This is a genomic window from Candidatus Moraniibacteriota bacterium (genome assembly GCA_035390125.1).
Taxonomy (GTDB): domain Bacteria; phylum Patescibacteriota; class Minisyncoccia; order Moranbacterales; family GWC2-37-73; genus DAOOTD01.
Window position 1 is genome coordinate 152,971 of sequence record DAOOTD010000001.1, and the last position, 24,500, is coordinate 177,470.

The 24,500-nt window shown below is 35.9% G+C and carries 27 protein-coding genes and 1 pseudogene; 3 read left to right on the forward strand and 25 right to left on the reverse strand.

Annotation, left to right across the window (positions count from 1 at the left end; all coding sequences use genetic code 11):
- The first annotated feature begins 74 nt into the window (after positions 1 to 74).
- Positions 75 to 1,202, forward strand: coding sequence for a PD-(D/E)XK nuclease family protein (locus tag PLR68_00785; GenBank protein HOW60279.1), 1,128 nt, complete (start codon positions 75 to 77; stop codon positions 1,200 to 1,202).
- Here the strand turns inward: PLR68_00785 and PLR68_00790 are convergent, their stop codons facing one another.
- Positions 1,203 to 1,910 (reverse strand): ribonuclease H-like domain-containing protein, encoded by a 708-nt coding sequence (locus PLR68_00790; GenBank protein ID HOW60280.1) that lies wholly within the window; start codon positions 1,908 to 1,910, stop codon positions 1,203 to 1,205. It lies immediately after the preceding gene.
- Positions 1,911 to 1,981: 71 nt separating this feature from the next.
- On the opposite strand from PLR68_00790, the gene PLR68_00795 reads away from it, so the two are divergent.
- Positions 1,982 to 2,440, forward strand: coding sequence for a DUF2062 domain-containing protein (locus tag PLR68_00795; protein ID HOW60281.1), 459 nt, complete (start codon positions 1,982 to 1,984; stop codon positions 2,438 to 2,440).
- Between the two features lie 69 nt (positions 2,441 to 2,509).
- Here the strand turns inward: PLR68_00795 and pyrH are convergent, their stop codons facing one another.
- The 3 genes from pyrH to PLR68_00810 are packed head-to-tail and all read right to left on the reverse strand — an operon-like array spanning position 2,510 to position 4,223.
- Positions 2,510 to 3,202, reverse strand: coding sequence for a UMP kinase (pyrH, locus tag PLR68_00800; protein HOW60282.1), 693 nt, complete (start codon positions 3,200 to 3,202; stop codon positions 2,510 to 2,512).
- A 24-nt stretch (positions 3,203 to 3,226) separates the two neighbouring features.
- Positions 3,227 to 3,784, reverse strand: a complete 558-nt coding sequence (locus PLR68_00805; GenBank protein HOW60283.1) for an alpha/beta hydrolase — start codon at positions 3,782 to 3,784, stop codon at positions 3,227 to 3,229.
- Between the two features lie 7 nt (positions 3,785 to 3,791).
- Positions 3,792 to 4,223 (reverse strand): hypothetical protein, encoded by a 432-nt coding sequence (locus tag PLR68_00810; protein HOW60284.1) that lies wholly within the window; start codon positions 4,221 to 4,223, stop codon positions 3,792 to 3,794.
- A gap of 148 nt (positions 4,224 to 4,371) precedes the next feature.
- Here PLR68_00810 and rpmA point away from each other — a divergent pair.
- Positions 4,372 to 4,599 (forward strand): annotated as a pseudogene (gene rpmA, locus PLR68_00815) (50S ribosomal protein L27).
- Between the two features lie 681 nt (positions 4,600 to 5,280).
- Here rpmA and PLR68_00820 read toward each other — a convergent pair.
- From PLR68_00820 to PLR68_00920, 21 genes are all read right to left on the reverse strand, one after another.
- Entirely contained in the window at positions 5,281 to 5,448 is a 168-nt protein-coding gene (locus PLR68_00820; GenBank protein ID HOW60285.1) for a hypothetical protein, read from the reverse strand.
- 14 nt (positions 5,449 to 5,462) lie between these two features.
- Positions 5,463 to 7,103, reverse strand: a complete 1,641-nt coding sequence (locus PLR68_00825; GenBank protein HOW60286.1) for a CTP synthase — start codon at positions 7,101 to 7,103, stop codon at positions 5,463 to 5,465.
- 87 nt (positions 7,104 to 7,190) lie between these two features.
- The gene (rplI, locus tag PLR68_00830; protein ID HOW60287.1) at positions 7,191 to 7,628 is read right to left on the reverse strand and encodes a 50S ribosomal protein L9; all 438 of its coding nucleotides are present in this window, start codon (positions 7,626 to 7,628) and stop codon (positions 7,191 to 7,193) included.
- Positions 7,629 to 7,691: 63 nt separating this feature from the next.
- Positions 7,692 to 8,390 (reverse strand): hypothetical protein, encoded by a 699-nt coding sequence (locus tag PLR68_00835; GenBank protein HOW60288.1) that lies wholly within the window; start codon positions 8,388 to 8,390, stop codon positions 7,692 to 7,694.
- Positions 8,391 to 8,492: 102 nt separating this feature from the next.
- Entirely contained in the window at positions 8,493 to 9,965 is a 1,473-nt protein-coding gene (locus PLR68_00840) for a hypothetical protein (protein HOW60289.1), read from the reverse strand.
- Between the two features lie 23 nt (positions 9,966 to 9,988).
- Entirely contained in the window at positions 9,989 to 10,786 is a 798-nt protein-coding gene (locus PLR68_00845) for a sugar phosphate nucleotidyltransferase (protein HOW60290.1), read from the reverse strand.
- Positions 10,787 to 10,828: 42 nt separating this feature from the next.
- Positions 10,829 to 12,079 (reverse strand): serine hydroxymethyltransferase, encoded by a 1,251-nt coding sequence (gene glyA / locus PLR68_00850; protein ID HOW60291.1) that lies wholly within the window; start codon positions 12,077 to 12,079, stop codon positions 10,829 to 10,831.
- 7 nt (positions 12,080 to 12,086) lie between these two features.
- Positions 12,087 to 12,497, reverse strand: coding sequence for a hypothetical protein (locus PLR68_00855; GenBank protein ID HOW60292.1), 411 nt, complete (start codon positions 12,495 to 12,497; stop codon positions 12,087 to 12,089).
- The gene (gene rfbD, locus PLR68_00860; protein HOW60293.1) at positions 12,498 to 13,427 is read right to left on the reverse strand and encodes a dTDP-4-dehydrorhamnose reductase; all 930 of its coding nucleotides are present in this window, start codon (positions 13,425 to 13,427) and stop codon (positions 12,498 to 12,500) included.
- 4 nt (positions 13,428 to 13,431) lie between these two features.
- Positions 13,432 to 14,127, reverse strand: coding sequence for a hypothetical protein (locus PLR68_00865; protein ID HOW60294.1), 696 nt, complete (start codon positions 14,125 to 14,127; stop codon positions 13,432 to 13,434).
- Positions 14,117 to 15,121: a dTDP-glucose 4,6-dehydratase gene (gene rfbB, locus PLR68_00870; protein HOW60295.1), complete on the reverse strand. Its 1,005-nt coding sequence runs from the start codon at positions 15,119 to 15,121 to the stop codon at positions 14,117 to 14,119. Before rfbB ends, PLR68_00865 begins: the two co-directional genes overlap by 11 nt.
- An 8-nt stretch (positions 15,122 to 15,129) precedes the next feature.
- Positions 15,130 to 15,585 carry a dTDP-4-dehydrorhamnose 3,5-epimerase family protein gene (locus PLR68_00875; protein HOW60296.1) on the reverse strand — a complete coding sequence of 152 codons (456 nt, stop codon included), beginning with the start codon at positions 15,583 to 15,585 and terminating at the stop codon, positions 15,130 to 15,132.
- A 100-nt stretch (positions 15,586 to 15,685) separates the two neighbouring features.
- Positions 15,686 to 16,738, reverse strand: coding sequence for a hypothetical protein (locus tag PLR68_00880; protein ID HOW60297.1), 1,053 nt, complete (start codon positions 16,736 to 16,738; stop codon positions 15,686 to 15,688).
- A 273-nt stretch (positions 16,739 to 17,011) separates the two neighbouring features.
- Complete coding sequence (locus tag PLR68_00885; protein HOW60298.1) at positions 17,012 to 17,503, reverse strand: hypothetical protein; 492 nt, start codon at positions 17,501 to 17,503, stop codon at positions 17,012 to 17,014.
- 62 nt (positions 17,504 to 17,565) lie between these two features.
- Positions 17,566 to 18,939 (reverse strand): hypothetical protein, encoded by a 1,374-nt coding sequence (locus PLR68_00890; protein HOW60299.1) that lies wholly within the window; start codon positions 18,937 to 18,939, stop codon positions 17,566 to 17,568.
- Positions 18,940 to 19,282: 343 nt separating this feature from the next.
- Entirely contained in the window at positions 19,283 to 20,209 is a 927-nt protein-coding gene (locus PLR68_00895; protein HOW60300.1) for a hypothetical protein, read from the reverse strand.
- 128 nt (positions 20,210 to 20,337) lie between these two features.
- On the reverse strand, positions 20,338 to 21,189 hold the full coding sequence (locus tag PLR68_00900; GenBank protein ID HOW60301.1) for a sortase: 852 nt from the start codon (positions 21,187 to 21,189) through the stop codon (positions 20,338 to 20,340).
- Between the two features lie 177 nt (positions 21,190 to 21,366).
- A complete protein-coding gene (locus PLR68_00905; protein ID HOW60302.1) occupies positions 21,367 to 21,651 on the reverse strand; it encodes a hypothetical protein in 285 nt (94 codons plus the stop codon).
- A gap of 23 nt (positions 21,652 to 21,674) precedes the next feature.
- The gene (locus PLR68_00910; protein HOW60303.1) at positions 21,675 to 22,412 is read right to left on the reverse strand and encodes a hypothetical protein; all 738 of its coding nucleotides are present in this window, start codon (positions 22,410 to 22,412) and stop codon (positions 21,675 to 21,677) included.
- Positions 22,413 to 22,577: 165 nt separating this feature from the next.
- Positions 22,578 to 23,747, reverse strand: coding sequence for a S1C family serine protease (locus PLR68_00915; GenBank protein ID HOW60304.1), 1,170 nt, complete (start codon positions 23,745 to 23,747; stop codon positions 22,578 to 22,580).
- Between the two features lie 27 nt (positions 23,748 to 23,774).
- Positions 23,775 to 24,359: a hypothetical protein gene (locus PLR68_00920; protein HOW60305.1), complete on the reverse strand. Its 585-nt coding sequence runs from the start codon at positions 24,357 to 24,359 to the stop codon at positions 23,775 to 23,777.
- Positions 24,360 to 24,500 lie beyond the last annotated feature (141 nt).

Here is a 24,500-nt window from a genome sequence, read left to right on the forward strand (position 1 = left end):
TATTAAATTGCTGTCAATTCCCTAGCCTGTTATAATTACTATGGTTAAAAAGTACGAACTAAAAAAATAAACAAATGCGTATTTCCTATTCAGCGCTGGATACATACCAAAATTGCTCGCTGAAATATAAATTTCAGAATGTAGACAAGATAAAAGAGCCTAAGAGCAAAGAGGCTGTTTTCGGCACGCTGATGCACGCTACTCTGAAATTTATCCATTCTCCTTCCCTGCTTCAGCCAAAACTTGAAGAAGCTCTGGATTATTTTTCCAAAAATTGGAACAGTGATGTTTTTGAAAATGAGCTGGAGGAAAGATCGGCTTTTTCCCAAGGTGTAGCCATGATCCAGGATTATTACAAGAAAAATAATCCGGCGGATGCAAACATAGTTGATTTGGAAAGCCGGTTTGCAGTTGAAATTGATTCTCCTGACGGATCAAAACATATTACTTCCGGGATAATTGATCGCATAGACAAAACTGAAGATGGATATGAAATTATTGATTATAAAACAACCAAAAAAATGCCATCCCAGGAAAAAGTAGACAATGATCTGCAGTTGTCTATTTATCTGAATGCATTTTTGGCGCGCTATCCAAAAGAAATAAAAAATTTAGATAAAATTACAGTCAGTCTTTATTATCTCAAGCATGGAGTAAAACTGAGTTCTACACGAACAAAAGAGCAGCTGGAAAATGCCAATAAAATTTTCCTGGATGTCATTGCAGCTATTGAAGAAGGAAAATTTGAACCAAATGTAACGCCGCTCTGTGATTGGTGCGGCTATCAGAAAATTTGTCCGATGTGGAAGCATAAATTCAAAGAAGAAAGGAAAATTGATACAGCGGAAATCAATGCGGCTATTAGCGACTATATAAATTTAAAATCAGCTATTACTTCCACTAAAGAAAGACTGGCAGAACTCCAGGAAAAAATAACCCAGTATATGCAGCAGGAAGGCGTTGAAAGGGTTTTTGGCGAAGAAGGAGTTATTGCACAGTCAATCAGGAAAACTTACAAATACGATGAAAAAAAGCTCCGGGATATCCTGGAACCTTTGGATAAATGGGATGTAATACTGAAAGTTGATGGCATTGCTCTAAAAAATATAATGGGCGTTCTTTCCCCTTCCGTGCAAAAAAAAGTTGAAAATGCAAAAGCTGTAGATAAAGAAACTAAAAGTCTGACTGTTAAGAAAAAATAATCAGAATTTTATAAATTTTTCCCAATTCTCATATAATTCCTTGGTCGCTATGAGATCGCCGGCATTGTATTTGGCAATTTCGAAAAACTTTTTTTCTTTAAATAGTTTTCCCACATCATCACCAGTTATGCCACTGGCTTTTGGGCTTTTTATGCCAAAAGCGCGTGACCAAAGATGTAGATTACCCTTTTTTCTCACGGCGCCATAGAAAGTAAATTGATCCAAGAGATCAATATGCATGGCGTTTTTAGGTTGACTTGACAGGTAGCGGTTAGCTAGGAGATTTTTTGACGGTCTTATTTCATTTATAGAGCTGCGTATCATTAGAAAAGGCACGTCAAACATGCGTCCATTAAAACTTACGAACTCATTGTATTTTTCAGCTAGATTCCAGAATTGTTCCAGAATTTCTTTTTCTCCCAATACTCTGTATTTGATATTACCCATTTCTGAATTATCTACTTTTCCATCTGGAGCTTGAAAATATACAGCACCTTTATCTTTTTCAGTATCATAAACACCAATAGCCACGATTTCTCCAGTCAGCGGAGAAAATCCAAGTCCGTTTTTAAGATCCTCCAGAGCTTTTTCATATTCTTCCTTAGTATCTGATTCTCTTTTTATCCAACGTGTAAGAACCTCCTGGGTCGTTTGGTCAAGAGCGTCAAAATTCTCTCCTATCGTTTCAATATCAAATACTAATGCCATAAATTTGCAGTTAATTCTTTGTTTTTATTATAGTGTTTCAAATTGCTCCTGTCTATTGTACAATAACATATATGATAAAAGATACTTACCAAAAAATCAGGGCTTTCTTTCTTAAGTTTTTTACACTTAAAGATACGCCGCACAAAATTGCAGCCGGTTTTGCATTGGGAATTTTTTTAGGAATAATACCCGGCGAAGGAATTACGGCAGCTATTGTTCTGGCAACAATTTTTCGTTTTAACAGAGCTTCGGCAACATCAGGCGCTTTAGCAACAAACATGTGGGGTACTATTGCCACGCTTCCTCTGGCTGCGGCTGTTGGAGGATTTTTATTCAACGTGAAACCCAGTCAGCTTGTCAGTCAATTTGATCAAACTTATCATTTGGGATATAGATATTTCTTAAGTAAGGTTATATTTTTGGATTTAGCCTTGCCGGTTATTATTGGTTTTATTATAGTTGCTGGGGCTATCTCAATTTTATTTTATGCTGCTTTATATTTTCTTTTGAAATACAATAAGATAAAATAGCTTTACCAAAAACAACCCATGAGGGTTGTTTTTCTAAAAAGCTAATTCGTTAGTTTAAAGATTAGAAAATTATTTTATCACTGTTCCTATGAATCTTTTCCCATCAAGATAATTTTGCAAGTTTTTCAGTTTCTTTCCGTTAAAAATAGCAACTTCAATATTTTCTTTGGCTGCCAATTTGGAAGCGACAGGATCAAAAGGCACATTGGAACCCGGATCCCATTTATTGCCGACAATTTTCTGGAAATCAATCCAACAAATTTCCTTTATTTTTTTGGCATCCTTGTATTTTTTTGGATCCTTATCATAGACATAATCAATATTGGAAAGATTGGCTACTTTTTTGATTTCAAAATGTTTAGCTAAAAGTATGGAAATATAGTCAGTGGAATTTCCCGGGCGATATCCGGCAGCCACCAAAATATATTCTTTGGCTTTTAAAAATCCTTCCAAGTCATAGGGATTTGTGCAGATTGTCGGATGGGCATATTTCTTGAAAATTGTCCTTATGAAATGCGCATTCAGCCTGGTTGAATGTATGCCGACCCAATCTTTATCCTCAGCGTCAATATCTCCGACTTTAGCACTAGCCTCAATATATTTTCTGGCAGTCTTCCCTCCTCCCGTGACGATGATAAAACGGAATCCTTTTTTAATCTTTCCTTCAATTATTTTCTTGAATTGCTTCAAAAATTTCCAGTCAATTTCCTCCGGCACGATCAGCGATCCCCCGAGAGAAATCACAATCATTTTCTTGTTCATATTATTAAAAAATTTATTTATTAATTATTTTGCAATTCTTATTAATTCTTCCAATGCGACTGGCAATTCTGCGTTTTCAATATGTCCGGCATTGTTCAAAACAATAATTTTAGCACCTAACTTTTCTGAAAATATTTTCTTATTTTCTTTAAAACCGCCGAAAGGATCATTGTCGGAAATGATTTCAGCATAATTCTGTGAAATTTTTCTGAGTTTTTCAAAATCAATATTATTTTGAGTCCATGGCGCAGCAATTTCTATTTCTTCCGGTTCCAGATTTTCCAGCACAAACCAGCCGGCAATAAAAACAGCTCCGCCAATTTTATGATCCATAGTCTGCAGATATCTCATGATTGCCTGGCAGCCGATGCTGTGTCCGACAAAATAAGTCTCTTCATCAGGCGTGCCAACAATTTCAGAAATATGATTTATCCATTCTTCAACAGCGGGTTCATCGGTATTCGGCATTTGAGGTGCAACAACTTCATATCCGATTTTTTCTAATTCATTTTTAAGCCATGGCAAACATGCGCCTTCCGGTCCCCCGCCCCAACCATGAATTATAAATACTCTTTTTTTCATAATTTATTTAATTGCATTTGCTTTCCGTCCTTCCCTGTCCGATAGCTTCTTCGGCACTCTTAAAACATACCACATTTTCCGGTTTTATGCGCTTGGCATATGAACAGGTCGGCGGGTAAAATTTGTTGGAATTCTTACTGCCAACATAGGCACATTTTGCCATATTTGAAGGAGAGCCAGTGTTGTCAACTGTTGTTTGTGAGGTGGCACCTAAAACTGTCCCAGAAGGCTCATAATTGGCTGAATTTAGGGTTTTTTGCTCTTCAGATATGTTGACAGGTTTCTCAATAATAAGGGGCTTTTGTTGCCATTTTTGACCTTGTAAAATTCCAAATTCGTAAGAAATAGCTGAAACAAGGCAAAAAGCCACAATTAGCACTATTTTTTGCTCGTTTTTTAGAAAAAATTCCCTTATTTTGGCAAATACACTCGTTGACATATTTGGTAAATTTGTTAGAATAAATTCCGTATAAGTTGATAAGAATATTTAATACCCCGATCAGATTTGCGCTGATCATGCCATTGGTTATTTTATGTTTTTATATACGGCTTAGACTTTATTAATATTAACATATTTTTATAAAAATATGGCACATCGTAAAGCAGGAGGTTCTACTCAACTCGGACGCGATTCGCGTTCAAAAAGGCTAGGTGTTAAAATTTTTGGTAACCAAAAAGTTAAAACTGGTAACATTATTGTACGACAACGTGGAACAAAATTCCATGCAGGAAACAATGTTAAACGCTGCAATGATGACACATTGATGGCGCTTATTGATGGAACAGTGAAATTTGTAAATAAAAAAGTTCGTAACTATACAGGCCAATTGGTTTATCGCCAGTTTGTCAGTGTTGTTGCTTCAAAGAAACCTGTTGAAATTAAACCTAAGAAAACCGGAGCCAAGAAAGCCGGGCTTAAACTCCGCGTAAACCTCAAGACCAGAAAACCAGGTAAGAAAAAAGGTCCACGCAAACCAGGCGGAAAAGTTATCATCAGCCGAAAGAATAGAAAACATTTGATGGCAGAAAAAGGAAGAATCAGATAAACTATTTTTTAAGTTTATAGCTAATAACTTATAGAAAAATTATAAAAAAGAAATCTTTTATAAGGTTTCTTTTTTATAATCTGTTTTTTAAATATTTCATAACTTCCATAAAATCATACTTTTTTGTGGACCATTTTTCAGGATTTTTATCGATAGATTTTATAATTTCATCTTGGCTCATCCATTTTACTTCCTGAACTTCTCCATCATTAAAATTAAATACCTCATCATTTTCTAAAAAGTTATAATAAAAAACATAGCAAAATTCCTTATTATTACCGCCGTCGTATTTTTTTATTTCTCCTTTTAATAAATATTTTGGATTTATATTAACCCCTACTTCTTCTTGTATTTCACTAACTACCGCTTCTTGTATTTCTTTTCCTGTATTAACATGTCCTCCAAAACGAGTATCCCATTTGTCAGGATCCTGATCTTTAAGTTTTGACCTTAGGTGTACAAGAATACTAATTTTTTATTTTTTATTTTGTAAAAATACACATGAACAGTTCTATGCCATAATCCTTCGACATGTACAACGCTGCGCATTTCTTTTTCTCCAGTTAAGTTTCCATCCTCATTAACTATATCAAGATATTCTCCTGGTGTAATTGGCATAATTTGTAAATAAGTTATTTCTTATTCCTTTCTTTAGCTACTTTTATAAATTCAAAGAATAGAGGATGTGATTCAAGAGGTGAAGATTTGAATTCAGGATGGAATTGAACTCCTAAGAAGAATGGATGCTCAGATTTTGGAAGTTCGGCGATTTCCATAAGTTTGCTGTCAGGAGATTCTCCGGAAAATACCAGGCCGGCTTTTTCCAATTTATCTATGTATTCAGGATTAACTTCCCATCTGTGCCTATGCCGTTCAGAAATTTTTTCTTTGCCGTAAGCTTCATAGGCAATAGTTCCCTTCTTAAGAATTGCTGGATAAGCGCCCAGGCGCATTGTGGCTCCATAATTACTGTCTTCCAGATTCTTTTTCTGTTCCGGCATAATATCTATGACAGGATTTTTTGTTTCACGGTCTATTTCGGTAGTGTTAGCATCTTTGAGACCCAAAACATTCCTGGCGAATTCTACAACTAAAAGTTGCATACCATAACACAAGCCGAAATATGGAATTTTATTTTCGCGACAAAATTGAATGGCTTTTAATTTTCCTTCTATTCCTCTGGCGCCAAATCCTCCTGGAACAACTATGCCGTCATATTCTTTTAATGTTGAAATTTTTTCCGGATCCTTTTCGAAAAGTTCGCTGTTTATCCAATCAATATTGGCTTTAACTCCAGCCTTGAAACAGGCGTGTTTTACGGCTTCTATGACGCTTATGTATGCATCGCTCAAAACAAAATCACCAGTGCCGAAGTATTTGCCGACTATGCCTATGTTTAGTTTCTTTTTGGCTGATTTTATGTTTCTGACCAAAGTGCCCCATTCCTTCAAATCAGAATTATTTAACTTGAGTCTTAATTTTTTCAGGATAATTTTACTCAAATTATCGCGTTCAAAATTGATAGGCACTTCATAGAGACTTTCAATATCAGGCGCGCTTATAACGCATTCTTCAGGCACATTGCAGAACATGGAGATTTTTTCCTTGCGCCGCTGGTCCATCGGCACTTCGCTGCGGGCTATGATTATATCAGGCTGGACGCCGGCTGCATTGACAGTCCTGACAGCATGCTGAGTCGGCTTTGTTTTCATCTCCCCTATCTTATTAGGCACTGGCACATAACTGACGATTACAGAAATAACATCATCAGAGTTTTTTATTTTCATCATGCGGATCGCTTCCAAAAACAAGATATTTTGATATTCGCCGACTGTTCCGCCGATTTCAATAATAGTAACGTCTGCATCAGCTTTGTTGGCAGCGTGCTTAATACGGTCAATAACCTCAAGGGGAATATGAGGTACAACCTCAACGCATTTCCCGTTATATTCTAAATTTCTTTCCTTTTGAATGACAGATTCATAGACACGTCCGGTAGTCATATAATTATCCCGGGAAAGACTTATATTCATAAATCTTTCATAATTCCCCATGTCCTGGTCTGTTTCATCTCCATCATCAAGCACGAAAACCTCGCCGTGTTCCGTGGGGTTCATCGTGCCAGCATCTACATTTATGTAAGGGTCTATTTTTATGGCGGTAACATTATATCCGCGTGCCTTCAATATCATCCCTATGGATGAAGTTGTGATTCCTTTTCCTACTCCGCTCATTACGCCCCCCATAACAAAAATGTATTTTCTGTTTTTCATAGAATTAAATTAAGCAAAAAGCCGCTCCCCTGCGACTTTCAAGATATGTGCTTTTTAAACTTTACCTTCTTGATTATATATCCTTTCTTATTCTTCTTCAACCCCTAAAATTATTTCAGTTTTAATGCCAAAATCCAAGTCAATATCAACATGTTTTTCACCCAATTCTTTTATGTGGCTAATTTGTATGGATTTTTCAGAAAGATTGTAACCAGCCTTTTTTATTTCAAAAGCAATCTCCTTGGAAGTGATAGAACCAAAAAGCTTTCCTTTTTTTGCCTTGGCTTTGATTATAAATTTTTTTCCCTTTAGATCTTCAGCCAACCTTTGGACAACTTGTTTCTCAAGTGCTAATTGAAGATTTCTTTTCCCAGCTTCTATTTTTGTTTGAATTATGGCTGATTGTGTTGCAATTTTAGCAAATTTTTTTGGCAAGAGAAAATTATGTGCATAACCATCAGAAACATTCTTTATTTCTCCTTTTTTCCCTACGTTTTTTACATCTTGCAGAAGTATTATTTCCATTTTAATTAATAAATAATTATGAGACTGTTCTGTATTATAAAATTTATATAAAAAATAATCAAATTATTTTTTTAAAAGTTTCTTTTTTTCTGTTTCTTTGCGAACAAACATGAAAAAGAATAATGCTTGAGCGACTAAAGTGCGTATCATCTCCAGATCCTCAAGTCTTTGGTTTGGGGTTTTCTTTTTTAATATTATGCAGGAAGAAACATCATCTATGCTTTTAGGGGAATTTACAACAACGAACTCATCTGACTCAAAAAAGTTATTTTCCAGATCATTATTTTTGAGAGAAAAGCTCATAGAAACATTTGGAAAACTTTTTATTTCTTTCAAAACTTCTTTGCTTGAAGTACATATAAAACGCAATATAAATTCATCGGATTTCCCAAAAAGCCTGACAGCCTCCATTATAGAATTGTATACTTCCTTTTGTTTCTTAGCCGTAATAACCAAGCTTTCCGGGTAGCTTAGGGCTATGCTTTCTAAGATATCTACCTTGCGATTTATTTCACCTATGTAGGAATAAGAATTTGTCAGATCTTTTCGCATAGTATTAACTTTACGTTGAAAATCATTTTTTTCAGAAACATTCTTTTTAAGTCTTTTTTCCTGGATAGTGAAAACAAGAAAAGCGAAAGAGCCAAGAATAAGAACCGTAAATTCCTGAGTTTGGGTCACATTAAAGCCAAAAAATCCACGCTGAATAATGGTTGGTACGAAAACTATGAACGTAAAAATAATAAGATAGAGCCAATACATACTAAATATGTTTAGCAATTTGGGCTGTCATTGTTTCACAAAATTTTAAATTTGTCAATACTTATTATGAAAAAACCGCCTCCTAGGCGGTTTTTTGCTTTATTACTTTTTTATTTTTTTTACAAAATCTTTAAAGCCTGGCTGTTTGTCTTGCTCATACATAGCCTTTACAGCCAAAGGTGTGGTAGAGGCCGATTTCCAATTGTAAATTGGTTTAAGATTTTTACGCATTACGTAAGCTGTTTTTACCATGAAATTTATATTGCCCTGTACCGGGTTAGCGTATAAATAGTCACAAGGATCACCATTTTGATTGAAAGTATTTTTTACTTCGAAAGTGATTGGCAGGCCCTTTTCTTTCATAATGCGGTAAGATTTTGCCGGGTTAGGATAATGATTGAAATTTTTGTTTAAATGTTTTATATCTTCATTTTTTATATTCTTAAGCTGATTTGTCTCAATCATAATCACGCGCTTTAGCTTCTTGTCGAAAAAACAAGCTCCTCCTTTTTGTGGCTTAAGAGGATTCTGTCCTACAATTTCCATTACCATAGCGTAACCTTTTTTGCCTAAATTCAAAGCCATTGAAAGGCTTGGCAGGTCAATCGCGCATGTAAGATAACCTAGATCGTCAATATTATATGAGAGCAAATCTTCATGTTGTGATAATATTTTTTCAAATTCAGTATTGGAAATGAATATTTTTTTGCCAGTGTTTCTTGGATTAACCCTGAAAATAACATTGTTATGGATTTTTTGCATAAATAGTTGCCCATGATTGTGAAGCCTTTTATTTTTTTCAGTTGTAGAATCATAGTATAAGCAACCTTCTTTTACATAAATGCCATGGAAACTTCGCTGGATCATGAAATAAATTTTTTTCGGGTTCAATCCAAAAAAATTAAAACTTTTAAATTCTTCTAAAATTTCTTCCGCTGTTTGTTCGTTAAGTATGATGAGAGCAGTTTGTCTGCCTAAAACTTTTATAGGATCCTGATTGTTTCTTTTTGCAATTTCATTTATATCAAAAGCCATTTGCAGCATATGTCGGTTTCCTAAAGAAATATCCGCCACTTTTAAAGGATCTACGCTGCAAATTTTCAAAATTTTATCTCTGTTTATTTTTTTATTGATTTTTATTTTTTCTTTGGCTATTTTGGCTTTTGAAAAGCCTTTTTTTTCTAATTCTTTTATATTTTCTTGGCGTATATGCGAAACAATATCGTTTAAGGAAAATCTGGAAAGATTAAGCAGATATTTTGTACCCAAACCTAGACGAGTTGCTTCACCAGCGGCAGCATGCTCCCATAATAATTTTCCATCAAGGATGGCCTTTTCGGCTGGAGCAGTATTTATTTTATCATCATCTAGAACTGTTATTTTACTTTCATTAATTGGTGACAGATAATTGAAATTTTCATAGGCATTTATTTCTTTTTCATGCTTCTTTATGTTTTCTATGGAAATATTCCGAGTATTCTTAAAATAAGAATGAAGCATCCATTCTATATAGCGTAGAATAGAAGTGCAGTATTCCTCGAAAGTTTCAAGATGAATTTTTGGTTTTTTGTTCATTTATTCTTTTTTAAGTTATTAAATTATAATAATTTTTTCTTGGCTATAGTTCTCAGTTCTTCATTAAACTCTTCGATCGCCTGATTTATTATCGGGTCGAATTTTTTATAAAGTTCTTTTTTCTTAACAATGTTGCCAGCTTCCAGGAGAGAATCAAAGGTTCCAGCATCCAGCCATTCTCCCTCAATTTTTTCTACTGCAAGTTCTCCCATTTCCAGGTATTTCTTGTTGATATCAGTTATTTCGATTTCTCCCCTCTCGGAAGGAGACAAGTTTTTGGAAATATCAGAAACTCTTTTGTCATAAACATAGATGCCGGTAATGGCCCAATCACTTAAAAAATCTTTTGGTTTTTCCTTGACTTCTACAGCTTTTCCTTTTTCATCGAACTTGACTACTCCGAATCTTTCCGGATCAGGTACTTTTTTAGCGAAAACCATTCCGCCATCTTTGAAATTTTTTATTTTTTCTCCCAAATCATCCTCAAAGATATTGTCTCCCAAAATCATGGCGATATTGTTATTGCCGATGAAATTTTCTCCTAAAATAAAAGCCTCCGCCAAACCGCGGGGCACTTTTTGAACCTCAAAAGACAAACTAATGCCAAATTTCTTAAAAATTGAACCTAAGAGATTTATGTATTGCCCACTGTGCTCCGGAGCTACAATTATCAAAATATCTTTTATACCCGCTTTTATCAGAGTATTTAATGGATAAAAAATCATCTGCCTGTCATAAACAGGAAGCAATTGCTTTGATGTCGTTGAGGTTAAAGGAAAAAGTCTTGTGGCTGTTCCTCCTGATAAAATTATCCCCTTCATAATTTTTTTATCTTAAATTTTTATAAAAAACTACTAAGCAATTTATTTAGTGTTAGGATAAATTGGAAATTTTTTGCATAAAGCAATCACTTCTTTATGCAGTTGTTTCAGTTTCTTTTCATTTTTATGGTTTTCAACTGCTTCCTTGATCCAGAAACATATTTTTTTAATTTCTTTTTCTTTCATGCCGCGCGTCGTCACAGCTGGAACGCCAATTCTAACCCCGCTTGGATCAAAAGGACTGCGGGGATCATCCGGAATCATATTTTTATTCAAGGTGATACCGATTTTATCCAAAGCTTCCTCAGCTTCTTTTCCAGTTACGCCCTTGGAACCAAAAACATCAACAAGAACCATGTGATTATCTGTGCCTCCGAACATCAATTTAAATCCATGCTTTTTTAGTTCAGTTTCTAAAACCTTAGCATTTTTAATTATCTGCTTAGCGTATGTTTTAAATGACGGTTTTAAAGCTTCGCCAAAAGCCACTGCTTTAGCGGCTGTATTATTCATATGTGGACCGCCTTGAAATCCCGGAAAAGCTGCTTTATCAATAGCTTTAGCAAATTCTTTCTTGCACATTATCATTCCGCCACGCGGACCGCGGAGTGTTTTGTGGGTTGTAGTTGTAACTATGTCAAAATATGGAACCGGATTTGGGATGGCTTTGCCAGCAATAAGTCCGGCAATATGCGCGATATCGAACATAGAAATAGCTCCAACTTTTTTGGCAATGGCTTGGAATTTTTTGTAATCAAGTTGTCTGGTGTAAGCCGAGAAACCGGCTAAAATAAGTTTCGGCTTATGCTTGATTGCCATTTTTTCCAGCTCTTCATAATCAATTTTTCCTGATTTGTCTGTTTTGTATCTGATAAAATTATAAATTTGGGCGGAAAGTGTAACTGGATGCCCATGAGTCAAATGGCCGCCATGTGAAAGATCCATGCCCAAAACTATGTCTCCCGGTTTAAGAACTGCGCTGTAAGCGATCATATTGGCTGGCGCGCCCGAATGAGGCTGGACATTCACGTGTTCAGCTCCAAAAAGTTTTTTAGCTCTTTCAATCGCTAAGTTTTCTGCAACATCAGTATATTTTTGTCCGCCATAATACCGATGGCCTGGATATCCTTCTGAATATTTATTGGTAAAAACAGAACCAAGTGCTTCCAAAACAGCTTCTGAAACATAATTTTCCGAAGCAATAAGTTCCATGCCTTCCTGCTGGCGCTTTAATTCGCCTAACATGCATTTATAAATTTGCGGATCAGATTTTTTTAGATTTTTGTGAATCATAATTTTATTAATTTTTTATTTTGTTTTCTTTTATTGTTTCTGTAAATTGATTTAAAAAATATTGAAGCTTTTGAGAATCATGCTCTTTTTTTATGAGTTCCAAATCAGCGTTAAACTCATCAACTAATGTGTCGTATTTTTTCATTTGTTCCTTATCACTCAATTCTATAATTTTATCAATTACTTCGGGAAAAATCTCTACATTCTTATATTCTTCCCTGTAATATTTTTCATAATGAAGCATGGGCTTAAGTTCCGAAACACTTTCCGGATCTATCAAGGCAAGTTGTATCTGATCCCAAACATCTGCGGCATGATAAAGCAATTTTTGTTTAAAATAATTATCAAGGTATTCCATTTTAGAACGGACCTTGAGTGATTTTTCTGATTCTGGGTTTATATTAGATATATTTTCCATTTATTTATTCTTTAAATAATCTTTTAATGCCAGTTTATAGTTTCTTAGTGGGTTGAGTTTAGTGTTTATAAGAATGGAAACATATGGCCTTTGAGCTGGACGCGGGAATTCATTTGAATTTACGGGGATAATTTTGGCTTTAATTTTGGCTTGCCTATACAATTCTACAACCGCCTCATACCATGTGCAAGCACCTGTATTAGAGACATGATATATGCCAAAAGGTTTTTTTGATTCAATAATTTCCTTAGTTTTTCTGGCCAAGTCGGGAGCATATGTGAAACAGCTGGTTTCTTCGTCAACAACTCTGACTTCTTTCTGTTTTTTGCCTATTTTTAACATTGTGTCAAAAAAACTCTTCTTGGCATCCCTGGCTTTTCCTGGTTTGCCGAATAATTTTGAAAGGCGGATAATATAATAATTTTCACCTTTTTCCTGAACGGCATCTTCTCCCATTAATTTTGTCTTTCCGTATTTTTGGAGCGGAGCAGGAATTGCATTTTCATCAAAGCCTATTTGCGGAATAAAATTTTGGTGTAATCCGCATGACCCGCAAGAGCCGGTACATCCTGCTGGTTCAGTTAATTCAGGCATGCCGTTGAAAACATAGTCTGTTGAATAATGTACAAATGTAGCACCAATTTTTTTGGCAATTTTTGCCAGATATCCAGGCGCCTTACCATTTATTTTTTTAGCTTTTTCAAATTCAGCCTTATCTTTTTCGCATCCATCAACATTATTATATGCTGCCGCATTTAGAATAATTGCGGGCTTTAATTTTACAATTTTTTCTTGAACCTGTTTTTGATTGGTAATATCAATTTTCTCTTTATCCCAAGCTGCCACTTTATAATCTTTATCTTTTCTGAAAACAGAGACTAATTCCTGCCCAAGCATTCCCTTAGCTCCGATTATTAAAATTTTTTGCATAAATTTATTTTTTACTATTTATTATTTCTTCCAAATAAGCCTTTGCATCTAACTGTTCTTCAAAAGTGTTTTCAAGTTCCAAGCTGATAATTGGCGGCAGAAAATCCAAATAGTTTTTCATATAATCCAAGTCTTTGAGTTCATGCATCATGTGACTATCATAGTTTAAAAAACCAAGGAAAGATCTTATTGCAGAAACATGTCCCACTCCCACTCCAAACTTTCTGATTTTTTCTTCAAAATTGCGATAAGATTTCTTTCGGGTAATGCTTCCTTTAATAAAATCAGAGGCCCAGTGGGTAAAATCTATGCAATATCCGGCAAACATTTTTATTTCATTGTCGGTAGGGATGTGTTCCTGATTCTCTAAATAAATCATGTCTTTGTATCTGGAAAGTTTTTCATAGTCAAAATTATATTTTGACTTAAGCGGATGAACATTAAAAACTTGCGTTCCATATTTTTCAATAAAAAGATCTAACTCCCATGTTTCCATGTCACTGCGCAAGTGAACGTGAGGGATGCTTTTAATCGTGCTTTTTTCTAATAATTCATAAAGTTCCTGGCGTTCCTGAAGTTTAAGAAATGTTGGAAAAAGAGCAACTTCGGTTATATTGAATTTCCTACATTCTTCAATTTTATCTTTCCAATCAGAACCGGGAGTGGTTGTTAGCCCTAGTAAAATTTTGCTATTTCCCATATTGCTTTGCATAGTATTCTTTATAAGATCCTGATTTTATATTTTTCCACCAATCTTCATTGTTTTTATACCATTCAATAGTTTTAACTATTCCCTCTTCAAAAGAAACTTTTGGTTTCCAACCCAGCTCATTTTTAATTTTTGAAAAATTAATGGCATATCTCCTATCGTGTCCTGGCCGATCTTTTACATATTCGATGAAATCTTCACTTTTATCCATAAGTCCAATTATTTTTTTTGTAATTTCAATGTTTGGTTTTTCAGAATTTCCTCCGACGCAATATGTTTCTCCTATTTCCCCTTTTTTAATAACAAGATCAATCGCCTCACAATGGTCTTCAACATAAAGCCAGTCGCGGACATTCATGCCGTCACCATAAACAGGCACATTCTTGTTTTCCATTAAATTAGTAATAAAAAGCGGAATCATTTTTTCCGGAAATTGAAAGGGGCCGTAATTATTGGAACAATTGGAGATTGTTATTGGCAAGCCATAGGTATGGAAATAAGCCCTGACCAACTGGTCTGAAGCTGCCTTGGAAGCGCTATAAGGGCTTCTAGGTTCATAAGGCGTGTTTTCACTAAAAGCAGGATCAAATGGACCTAAATGGCCGAAAACCTCATCTGTAGAAATATGATGGAATCTTTTGTTGCCGTTGTTTTTGGCTGCTTCCAATAAATTATATGTTCCAAAGACATTGGTCCGGACAAAATTTTCTGCGTCTAAAATGGAACGGTCAACATGAGATTCAGCGGCAAAATGAACAACCAAGTCAGCGTCTTTGATTAAATCATTAACTAAATTTTTATCACATATATCACCTTTGATAAATTTGTAATTTTTGTTTTTTTCTATCTCACGTAAATTTTCCAAATTGCCTGCATAAGTCAAAGCATCCAAATTAATGATTTGATCATCGGGATATTTTTTCAGCCAATAATGAATAAAATTACTTCCTATAAATCCACATCCCCCTGTAACTAAAATTTTCATATTTTTATTTATAAAATTTTATATAGTGAATCAGGATCTTTTTCCCATCTTATTTCATCCACTTCTTCGCTTTTATTTTTCCCCTTATAAAGCTTGTTGGGCAGATTGATTGACCAGGCATCCTTGTCTCCTATGCATTTATATCCATGAACGACTCCCGGCGGAACAATCACAAGAACAGGATTTTTTTCTCCCACTTCTATTTTCAAATGTTCCCCGTTGGTTTCTGAATCTTCCCGCCTGTCCCAAAGATAAAGTTCAAAAGTTCCCGGACCTATGAAAACAAAGCAATCACTTTGGAATTTGTGTTCATGCGGTCCACGGACGACTCCGGGTTTCGTCGAACTCACATAGCTCATCACTGGCTGATATCCATTAAGTTCATCCTGGCGGAATATTTCGCTAAGCCAGCCTCTTTCATCTTCATTTTTACTGATGTTTTTTATGACTATTCCCTTGATCATATCTTCTTTATTTTTCTTTATTAAAGCTTTTTAATGATACTATGAACGGATATTTTTGGCAAAATAAAAAGGCTGTCTTCGCGACAACCTTTTGTCTTTTTTATAATTCACCTTTCAGTAAGGCATTTAGTCTTTTCTTTAGCTTCTCCATGTCGGGTTCAGGATATGTCTTATTTATCTTTTTTTCTTCAGTTTTTTCCTGATTAGGTTCTTCCATGGTCTTATTTAATGAAAAATCGTCAGCGACAGGAAGATTGTCAGGTGCATCTCCTTTACCCCCATTATATTTAGGGACTTCTGCAAAATTAGGATATTTGGTATTTTTTTCAAGAATCTTTGTCAGCTTTTTCATCTCCTGGAATTTACGGGTAAATATATTTCCCAGCTCTTCTTTAGGAGCGAGCTTTATCTCGGCAGGAATATCAGACATGTATAAATTTTCAAGAGATTTCAATTCATCTTTTTCAGATTTTTTTTCTCCGGACTTATTTTGTAAATCAAATAAAAACTTTTCCTTAGATTCCTTGTAGTTTTCTATCAATAAGTCCTTTCTTTTTATTAGTGTATATTGGAAAATAAAAGCTAACAGAAATCCGAGAATTAAGCTTAGCGGAATCACACTTAAAATTCCGGCAATGCGGGGATGCGTGATCGGTCCTTCAACTGTGAGCAAATCAACATCCTTCTTGATGTCATAATAGAAAGCGGTGAAATAGAAAAGAGTTTCAGTAGTTTTTTCTGCCAGTTTTTCAGCATCATTTTTTTGTTTGGTGTTGATTGAAATTTTTATTAAAGAAGAATCTCTGCCTATTTTTTTGGTTGAAACCAGTCCATTCCAATAGTCTTTTCTTTCTGCCGATGATTTTCCGGCGGCAAAATCTTTCACATCGGAATTGTATTTCAGCAAGCGGTCGTAGAGAGCCAAAGTTTTTGGAAATTCGGAAACATTGCGGATAATCTGGTTTTTTTGCTGAGCTGCAGTTTCCGATTTTGCATTTACTAAAATTATAACACTGGAAGTGTAGGTTTTGGACAGGCTGATGAACAGCAATAAAAATGAAAATGAAAGCACTATGCCTGCAACAAAAAATCTCAGAGAAAAATATTCCGAATCCACGCTGATCTTTTGCCAATATTGATTGATTTTTTCCATTTACCCTGTTAAATAAGATTTGAGTCTACTTTATCGTAGAAACAACTTATTTCTAATATATTTGCAATTTAACTTGTAAATTTTCCCCCTCTTTTTAATCTTAATTTTGCAGAACAAGATTATTTAACAGGGTGAAAATGATTTTTTAGATGACTTGGGAGTATAGCAAATATACGCTATCTGTCAATAGCGTGAGCTTTTTTCAAAAATTGGCATAGAAAAAGGGCGGTCAGTTCATTTGAACTTCCCGCCCTTTGTTAAATTGTTTCGGGGTTATTTCCGTCTTCCTATGAAGAACGCAATTATAATAAAAGCGCCAATCATAGCAAGGACGAAGTAGAATAAATCTACTAATTTCCCCGCTATCTTATTTATCGACCGGCCCTGCTTTATTACAGTTCCGGCAGTCGTGTTGTACGCGCCAGTCAGGTTGGATAACCAACCCTCATGTCTGTCTATTTTAACCGACAGATCCTTTAGCTGGCCGTCGACTTTCGCCTCGATATCGTTGGAAACTTCTTTTTGCGCTTCCAACTCCCCATTTATTCTGGCGAATTGACTATTTGTCGACTTTTTAAGATTAGTGACTTCAGTTTTCAGCTTTCTGAAGTCAGCAGGCGAAACCTCGGCCTCTGGAGGCGGAGGAGCTTCATATTGCGGACCTGCTATCACCTGGCGCTCTCCGTTAATCGTTACGGCTTGTCCCATAGGAACAAACCCCACTACAACTGCAATGGCCACTAAGGCCAGAAAAGTCTTTTTCATTTTTTCCTCCTCTTTATGTATTGAGTTCGGGCGAGCTTCCGAAGAAGCTCACCCGGTTAGTGTTACAGTTGCGGGACTTTCTCAACCCGCTTCTCCTTCGCAAACCGGTCGGCCGCATCCGGTCCATAAAGAACATCAATGCAACCTGCCCATAAGAAATAATCTTGGGCAATCAGCCGATCCGCTTCCGCTTGATTGGCACGAATATCATGCCCACGGAAGTAATTGCGTTCCGCGATCTTAAACTGTTCGATCGCCGAGTTGAGATATCGTTTATCTCCTGTACACTGGTACAGGTCAACATACGCTTCTGCCAACTTGGAGCGCAACTGGAGGTTATTTAAGCACCATCTGGTGCACTCTTTGATACGCTGTTTCAACTCTTCAATCCGAGTAAAAATACTGCTCGGATCGCAAGCTTTCACTTGCGGTGCCGGAGCTGCCGGAGGAGGAACGACCTTAGGCTCAGGTTTCGGCGCCGGAGGCGGAGGGGGCGTACAAACATCAGGTTGGTACCCGACATTCGCATACGCTACCACCTTAACTTGGTATGCCACTTCTGTAAGGGAAAAGGCATTGCCGGTAACGGCTCCTAAAGAGCCTGACCCAGCACCTTTTCCGTCCACGCCGGAGCCAGTGAAACCGATTCCTAAACTGGAACCGGAATTATGCCTGTCAACCACAGAGTCCCAGTAAATTGCTACGTTAGTGGAACCGGTTTCTTCGACGGCCTGTAAAACCGTCTTAGCCAATACTTCATCTACTGGCCAGTTCCAGTCGCCAACGCCTTGGTAAACACCCAGTCTCCTAACTGAAGCGTTAGGGGCTACATTTATAACTTTAATGATAGTGTTATCATCAATGCGATTATTGATTCGGCTACGTACCGAACCTTTAACTTTTTGAGAAGTCATCGCATTCCATATACTCCCGCGACCATCCATTAGCCGACCTGAATCGGCCATGGTTTTCAGCTCACCGTAGGTGAATTGGCTATAGTCTGGATCACAGACAACGCCTTTCCAACCCTTGGGCACTTCGGACGTCGGAGCGCCCACGAAGGCACTCAGTAACGGGGCAACTATGTGATTCGGCGCCTCGTTATTAATCAACATAGAGCTACTGTTAGCTCTGCTGTCGTTCCTGTTCATGTTCAGGTTGTCGTTCCTGTTCATGTTCAGGTTGTCGTTCCTGTTCATGTTCAGGTTGTCGTTCCTGTTGTTGATATTATTTTGGTTATTGAGGTTATTAGCGTTGTTATTGCTAATATCCCCCACATTCGCACTGGCGTCGCCGCCAGTAGCACTGGCATCACCGCCGGTAGCGGTGGCGCGATTGTCATTCTCGAGTTCAATTTCGATGTCATCTGCGAACGCGAAGTTCGCAGACAGTACCATAATCACCGCGGCCAAAATGGCCAGAGCTTTTTTCTTCATGATTCCTCCTTGGCCTTTCGGGCCTTTAAATATGCTATTAAGTTGTGAAAGATCTTATGTAATTTATGCCGGAGCATATCTTACATATACCATTATTTATATTTTTACAAGACTCCAAATCTTTATTATTACTTTTTTATGATTTGTGAAGTCCTGATTTAAATATAAACTTGTTTTCTAGGTACTAATTTAGAACATTATAGTCTATCATATAATTAGGCTTTTGTCAAGGGGGTGGCTATAAATGGCTTATATTTGGCTATTATGGCTAAATCCCTATAAAGGAGGAGACTCAATGCTCTTTCAATGAGATTGAGCCTCCATTAACTTTCAAATATCTTAATTAAATGAAATTAATTAAATATTTTTTTACACCAAATGAAGTGGCTGCTAGAGATATAACTGCAAGTCCGGCTAAAACATTGGTACCAGTTCCCGTGTTAGGTGCTTTTTTTTCACCAACGATAACCCTTGTTTTTCCGATTACATTGTGATTCTCATCATATATATATTTGTATTTATATACATATGTTATTTTTCCATCATGACCATCGCGGCCATCTGTTCCATCATGTCCGTCATGACCGTCTGTTCCATCATGTCCGTCGTGACCATCTTCGCCGTCCTCCCCATCATGGCCATCATGACCCGGATCATCTATGTCTACATCAATCTCAGTATCAGTTCCAGTGGTTGAAGTTCCACCTGTTGTGGTTGAAGTTCCACCTGTGGCAGTGCTTGTAACTCCGGAAACACTGGTTGTGCTTGTGCTTGAAATCGTAGAAGCAGAATTTACAGTTGAAGTTGAAGAATTCATGCTGAAATTGTCGCTGTATGAAGTGCTGTCACTATAGCTAGAGTTTCCACTATTGTCATAGCTATGATCGGATCCATGGTTGTCATAATTATCATGATCATGGCAACCCTCGCCTGAACGGTGGCAATAAGCTGAGGAATCACTATCATTGTTGTTCGTGTTTGAATTACTGTTCGTGTTTGAATTGTAATTCGTGTTTGAACTTATGTTAGTGTTTCTATTACTGATTGAATTGGAATTGTTTACAGTGTTGCTATTGCTGTTAGTGATATCACCAACAGATGCAGTGGCACTTCCGCCAGTGGCAGTGGCACTTCCGCCAGTTGATTCCGATTCATTTTCGTTATCTATGTTTATTTTAATGTCTGCAAACGCCATATTGTTGGCAGCATAGAAAACGACTGCAGATATAACCGCTGATACTACGATAAAAATTATATTCTTCTTTGTCATATATTTGGCCTTTTAGAGCCACGCAAGGCAAGGATTATTCCTATTTTGCGCCTTAAATTAAAAATAAATTAATTATTAAATTCTAAAACATTAGATATTATCATAATATATTAATTTTGTCAAATCTATTATTTCACCAATTCTGTCTTGATAATCAGCCTATTATAGGTTGTTCCAATCGGCCAGCAGGTCGACAAGGTTAGGACCGGACCATTTGCCGGAGCAAATATTCTTTCATCATCTGGAGAAGTGATAAATTTATCAGACACTCTGTATTGGTAGATAATAACTCTTCCATTTGCCTGGATGGTTTTAGCAACTATAATATCCCCTATTTCCAAATCATTTAAATTTTTAAAGATATGATTGTAGTCGCCTTTTGCCCATAAATAATTACTTGAATGGCCGGAGACAACTGAATTTCCATTTTGTCCGAAAGAAGCAGTTTTCGGATAATGGTTTATTCCGTTTTCAAGGTCTTTCAACATGTCATCTTCCTTATCGCTTTTTGACCAGACTACTGGAGCAGCAATATTTATCTTAGAAATTTTTATTTCAACAAATGGTTTTGCTTCTCCCGGCGCATCCGGATCATATCCGTTTATTATTTCCTGCTTATCAGAATATGCATCTCCATCAGTATCAGAGTTAAGAGGATTTGTACCGTGGACGTATTCCAAGTAGTTTGGAAGTTTGTCTTTGTCAGGATCATCATCCAGTCCGCTATTAGAATCGTTTAGTCCATTGCGGTTTTTCCATTCACTGTATGTTTCAATCGAAAAAGTTGTACTGCCCAAGCGGGTGCTTATGTCATTATTTTTGGCCACACTGGTAGCTTCTTTTTCACCATCAGTTACGATTGAATTTTTATTCGGGCTAAAATCAAGGTTTAGGATATAAAACAGAACAATAAAAATAACCAGAAAAAGAATCACTGACAATAGAAACTTTTTTAAATATTTTTTAATTTTTTCAGACATTGTTTTTAGATTATTGGATATTAAATGATAACTGCATAGTCTAGCAGAAAATCAATATTTTGTCAAGTATTTAGCCATTTTGGCTTTATTTAAAGCCAAAATAAAAGAATACGGTTTTTATTAGAAGCAAAAAGACCCAATATCCTTATGGAAATTGGGTCTTCGCTGAATTTTATTTTAGTTTAGTATTTTCTTGCTTGCATTGGTTGCGGAATATAACTTTTCCATTGTTCGGTCTGCCAAATACCTTTTAATTTTTTCTATTTTCCTTTCAGAAACCCCTGCATTTTTTTGAGCCTCCTCCATAACCTCCAAAAGATTATTTACTGCCAAAATTGCCCTTTCATGCTCATCTCTTATTCCCTTTTCTTTTCCACTCACATAAATAGAGTGGATTATAGGAAATACCGTCAAGATGAGTGCAATGAACAACATTATTATGACATTATTTTGAGTTTCCATATCACCATGGGCTTAAAAAATATTTAGCAACTAATGGGTAAATATTTTTTTATTCCGGTTATAATAGTCAACAGAGACATGATTGAAATTACTGATAAAGCAAAAGCATTGCTTCCAGTTGCAGGCACTTTCCAATAGTGTCTGTGCCCGTCCCTATCAAATGTGAAATAGTGTCTGTGCCCGTCCCTGTCAATAGTATAATGATGCTCACGTCCATCACTATCTATGTCTATGTGGACATCTGAATCTTGATCAGTATAGGAAGTTCCGCCTGTTGTAGTTGAGGTTCCGCCTGTAGAAGTGCTTGAAACACCGGAAACCTGGCTTGTGCTTGAGCTCGAAGTTGAAGAACTAGAATTTACACTTGAACTTGAAGAATTTATGCTAGTACTATTGCTATATGAGGTGCTTCTGCTGCAATTAGAACATGTGCTGTTGCTGTTATCTGAGTCATCATTGGAATTATTATTGGAGTTATAATTTGTATTGGAATTATAATTAGTGTTGGAATTGATATTAACATTCCTGTTTGTGATTGAACTGGAGTTACTTACACTGTTACTATTGCTGTTGGTAATATTGCCAATAGAAGCACTGGCGCTTCCCCCTGTTGCACTGGCGCTTCCCCCTGTTGATTCTGATTCATTTTCATTGTCTATATGTATATGCGTATCTGCAAATACAATATCTGCAGTGCAAAACAAGGCAACGGCTAAAAAAGCTATACATGCGATATAAATTACATTTTTCTTATTTTTCATATGTTTAATAAATGAATTTAGTTACCTTATTAGGATTGAATAGGCTATCATAAAGGCCTGTTTTTGTCAAGCATTCTTAGTTTAAAAGGTTCTTAATATAACAAAAACCTTTGCGTCATACTATTAATACAACACAGAATTTTTTTTGTTTTTAGTATGCCTAAATTATAATTGAGCAGTTATATTGATCTCTTGTCCGTTTCTATCAATAACAAATTCAACCCGGCTGCCCTTTTTGTTTTTATTGATTAAATTTGAAAGAGGATTATCCAGATTAACTTCTTCTCCATTGACTGAAATAATGATGTCATTTATTTTAATTCCCGCCAATTCAGCCGGTGATCCTGAAATTATTGCCAATCCTTGTTTGCCAGAGGGTGAATAAATCAAAGCCCCTCGATCACGATTTAATTTGTTTGTTATGGAAAATTCTTTGGTTATGGATATATAATATGCCCCAAAAAATGGACGATAATTCAATTCATTATTTACAGCCAGGCTTATTGAATTTCTGACAGCATTGGAAGGGATTTGAAAATATTTATCCTGGCCATTTATATTAATCATGCCGATAATTCCTATCATATCTCTGCTGTATCCAACAACTGGCCCTCCTATATATTCTTTTTGATTTTTCAAATCATCTTCAAATACGCCTTCTAATTTTTCAGAAACTGCAACTGCCTTGCCTCCTAAATTAAAGTTTTTATTAATATGGCTTAAAAGTCCTGCCTCATATCGGTTTTGGTATTCACCGAATGAATTTCCTATAGCTATCAATTTTTTACCTGGACGTAAGCTGGATGAATCGGCCAATGAAACTGTGGTTAAATTATTGGCATCAATTTTAAGGAAGGCTAAGTCTGTAAACTCATCGATGCCTATAAATTTTGCATCATAATGGCTGCCATTAAAAAGAAAAACTTTGTAATTTGCATCTTTTTCAATTATTGATGTGCGATAAGTGACGATTAATCCGTCGCTTGTTACTATTACACCTGTTCCGCTCCGATTCTCTATCTTATTCTCTCTTGTGATAATATCCTTCTGATTTACTATTGAAACAATATTTACAACTGCGTTTGATGCTAAAGATGCCACCTCATTAATAGAATCATCCTCCTTTATGGTAACTTGTTGAGTATTGTTTATAATCGTCACATTTTCAGCTGCTCGATTCAAAAAATTTATACGGGAAAGATACTTATTTGTCCTGATAAAAGGAAGAATATGCTGGTCAAAATATACCCCGCCAATTCCGCCAATAAAAAAAACCAGGAATAGTATAGATATTCCCTTAGCAATTTTTCTTGGATTTTTCAAATAATTGATCATATTATATTTATTTCAAATTATATTAGATTATACTACGGGTAGCCATTTTGTGCTTAGGAGTATTAAGGTAACTAAAAATCCGAAAAAAATCATATTAGCAACAACGCGTCTTTTTGACAATTCATTAAGAAAATGAGATTTTATTAGGTCCCAAAAGACATAGTAGAAAATAAGACTAATAACGCTGGTTGTCAAGTATCCGAATGGCCAAAAGTTTAAGGTCCATGCAATCTCCGACATTATGAGCCCCAGAATAAGGCTATACTTCATGGCATCCTTCTTGTTTTCATTTATAAGCCAAAAGTATTGAAAACTTATAAATATGGTAGCTATTGTTAATAAAAGTATGAATATCCAGAGTGGAATATCAAAATTTAAATATATGCCATACGACATTGAGTAGAAAGTAAAAAAGGTTGCAATACTTCCTGCTGCAATAATGCCACGGGCAGTTTCATCTTTATAATAAACATGCAATCTATAGAGTGAAATATGAACAAGGTAGTACACGATTGATGAAAGAATAATAAGTGCATATTGCTGGTTTCTTGATTGGACAAAATACAAAAGGCCCCAAGTTGAAAGAGTGAATAATAAGGGCATTGGAGTCATACTGCGTCTTTGTGATACGCGTCTGACAATTTGATAGAAGTATGTGAGAAGGATGATAATTAATAAAATTAAAGCCCATATCCCAGTTTTTGAAAAAGACAAAATGGTACTACTAAAATAATCGGAAGATATAAATTGAGC

What these genes read in the sequence shown, in the direction of transcription:
- PLR68_00895 (HOW60300.1), bottom strand. Translation starts at nt 20,209, where the DNA reads ATGACAAAGAAGAATATAATTTTTATCGTAGTATCAGCGGTTATATCT.
- PLR68_00810 (HOW60284.1), bottom strand. Translation starts at nt 4,223, where the DNA reads ATGTCAACGAGTGTATTTGCCAAAATAAGGGAATTTTTTCTAAAAAAC.
- PLR68_00920 (HOW60305.1), bottom strand. Translation starts at nt 24,359, where the DNA reads ATGACTCCAATGCCCTTATTATTCACTCTTTCAACTTGGGGCCTTTTG.
- PLR68_00915 (HOW60304.1), bottom strand. Translation starts at nt 23,747, where the DNA reads ATGATCAATTATTTGAAAAATCCAAGAAAAATTGCTAAGGGAATATCT.
- PLR68_00910 (HOW60303.1), bottom strand. Translation starts at nt 22,412, where the DNA reads ATGAAAAATAAGAAAAATGTAATTTATATCGCATGTATAGCTTTTTTA.
- PLR68_00855 (HOW60292.1), bottom strand. Translation starts at nt 12,497, where the DNA reads ATGGAAAATATATCTAATATAAACCCAGAATCAGAAAAATCACTCAAG.
- PLR68_00905 (HOW60302.1), bottom strand. Translation starts at nt 21,651, where the DNA reads ATGGAAACTCAAAATAATGTCATAATAATGTTGTTCATTGCACTCATC.
- PLR68_00885 (HOW60298.1), bottom strand. Translation starts at nt 17,503, where the DNA reads ATGAAAAAGACTTTTCTGGCCTTAGTGGCCATTGCAGTTGTAGTGGGG.
- pyrH (HOW60282.1), bottom strand. Translation starts at nt 3,202, where the DNA reads ATGAACAAGAAAATGATTGTGATTTCTCTCGGGGGATCGCTGATCGTG.
- PLR68_00890 (HOW60299.1), bottom strand. Translation starts at nt 18,939, where the DNA reads ATGAAGAAAAAAGCTCTGGCCATTTTGGCCGCGGTGATTATGGTACTG.
- rplI (HOW60287.1), bottom strand. Translation starts at nt 7,628, where the DNA reads ATGGAAATAATACTTCTGCAAGATGTAAAAAACGTAGGGAAAAAAGGA.
- PLR68_00875 (HOW60296.1), bottom strand. Translation starts at nt 15,585, where the DNA reads ATGATCAAGGGAATAGTCATAAAAAACATCAGTAAAAATGAAGATGAA.
- rfbD (HOW60293.1), bottom strand. Translation starts at nt 13,427, where the DNA reads ATGCAAAAAATTTTAATAATCGGAGCTAAGGGAATGCTTGGGCAGGAA.
- PLR68_00835 (HOW60288.1), bottom strand. Translation starts at nt 8,390, where the DNA reads ATGTATTGGCTCTATCTTATTATTTTTACGTTCATAGTTTTCGTACCA.
- PLR68_00845 (HOW60290.1), bottom strand. Translation starts at nt 10,786, where the DNA reads ATGAAGGGGATAATTTTATCAGGAGGAACAGCCACAAGACTTTTTCCT.
- glyA (HOW60291.1), bottom strand. Translation starts at nt 12,079, where the DNA reads ATGATTCACAAAAATCTAAAAAAATCTGATCCGCAAATTTATAAATGC.
- PLR68_00785 (HOW60279.1), top strand. Translation starts at nt 75, where the DNA reads ATGCGTATTTCCTATTCAGCGCTGGATACATACCAAAATTGCTCGCTG.
- PLR68_00825 (HOW60286.1), bottom strand. Translation starts at nt 7,103, where the DNA reads ATGAAAAACAGAAAATACATTTTTGTTATGGGGGGCGTAATGAGCGGA.
- PLR68_00880 (HOW60297.1), bottom strand. Translation starts at nt 16,738, where the DNA reads ATGGAAAAAATCAATCAATATTGGCAAAAGATCAGCGTGGATTCGGAA.
- PLR68_00900 (HOW60301.1), bottom strand. Translation starts at nt 21,189, where the DNA reads ATGTCTGAAAAAATTAAAAAATATTTAAAAAAGTTTCTATTGTCAGTG.
- PLR68_00790 (HOW60280.1), bottom strand. Translation starts at nt 1,910, where the DNA reads ATGGCATTAGTATTTGATATTGAAACGATAGGAGAGAATTTTGACGCT.
- rfbB (HOW60295.1), bottom strand. Translation starts at nt 15,121, where the DNA reads ATGAAAATTTTAGTTACAGGGGGATGTGGATTTATAGGAAGTAATTTT.
- PLR68_00865 (HOW60294.1), bottom strand. Translation starts at nt 14,127, where the DNA reads ATGGGAAATAGCAAAATTTTACTAGGGCTAACAACCACTCCCGGTTCT.
- PLR68_00805 (HOW60283.1), bottom strand. Translation starts at nt 3,784, where the DNA reads ATGAAAAAAAGAGTATTTATAATTCATGGTTGGGGCGGGGGACCGGAA.
- PLR68_00840 (HOW60289.1), bottom strand. Translation starts at nt 9,965, where the DNA reads ATGAACAAAAAACCAAAAATTCATCTTGAAACTTTCGAGGAATACTGC.
- PLR68_00795 (HOW60281.1), top strand. Translation starts at nt 1,982, where the DNA reads ATGATAAAAGATACTTACCAAAAAATCAGGGCTTTCTTTCTTAAGTTT.
- PLR68_00820 (HOW60285.1), bottom strand. Translation starts at nt 5,448, where the DNA reads ATGCCAATTACACCAGGAGAATATCTTGATATAGTTAATGAGGATGGA.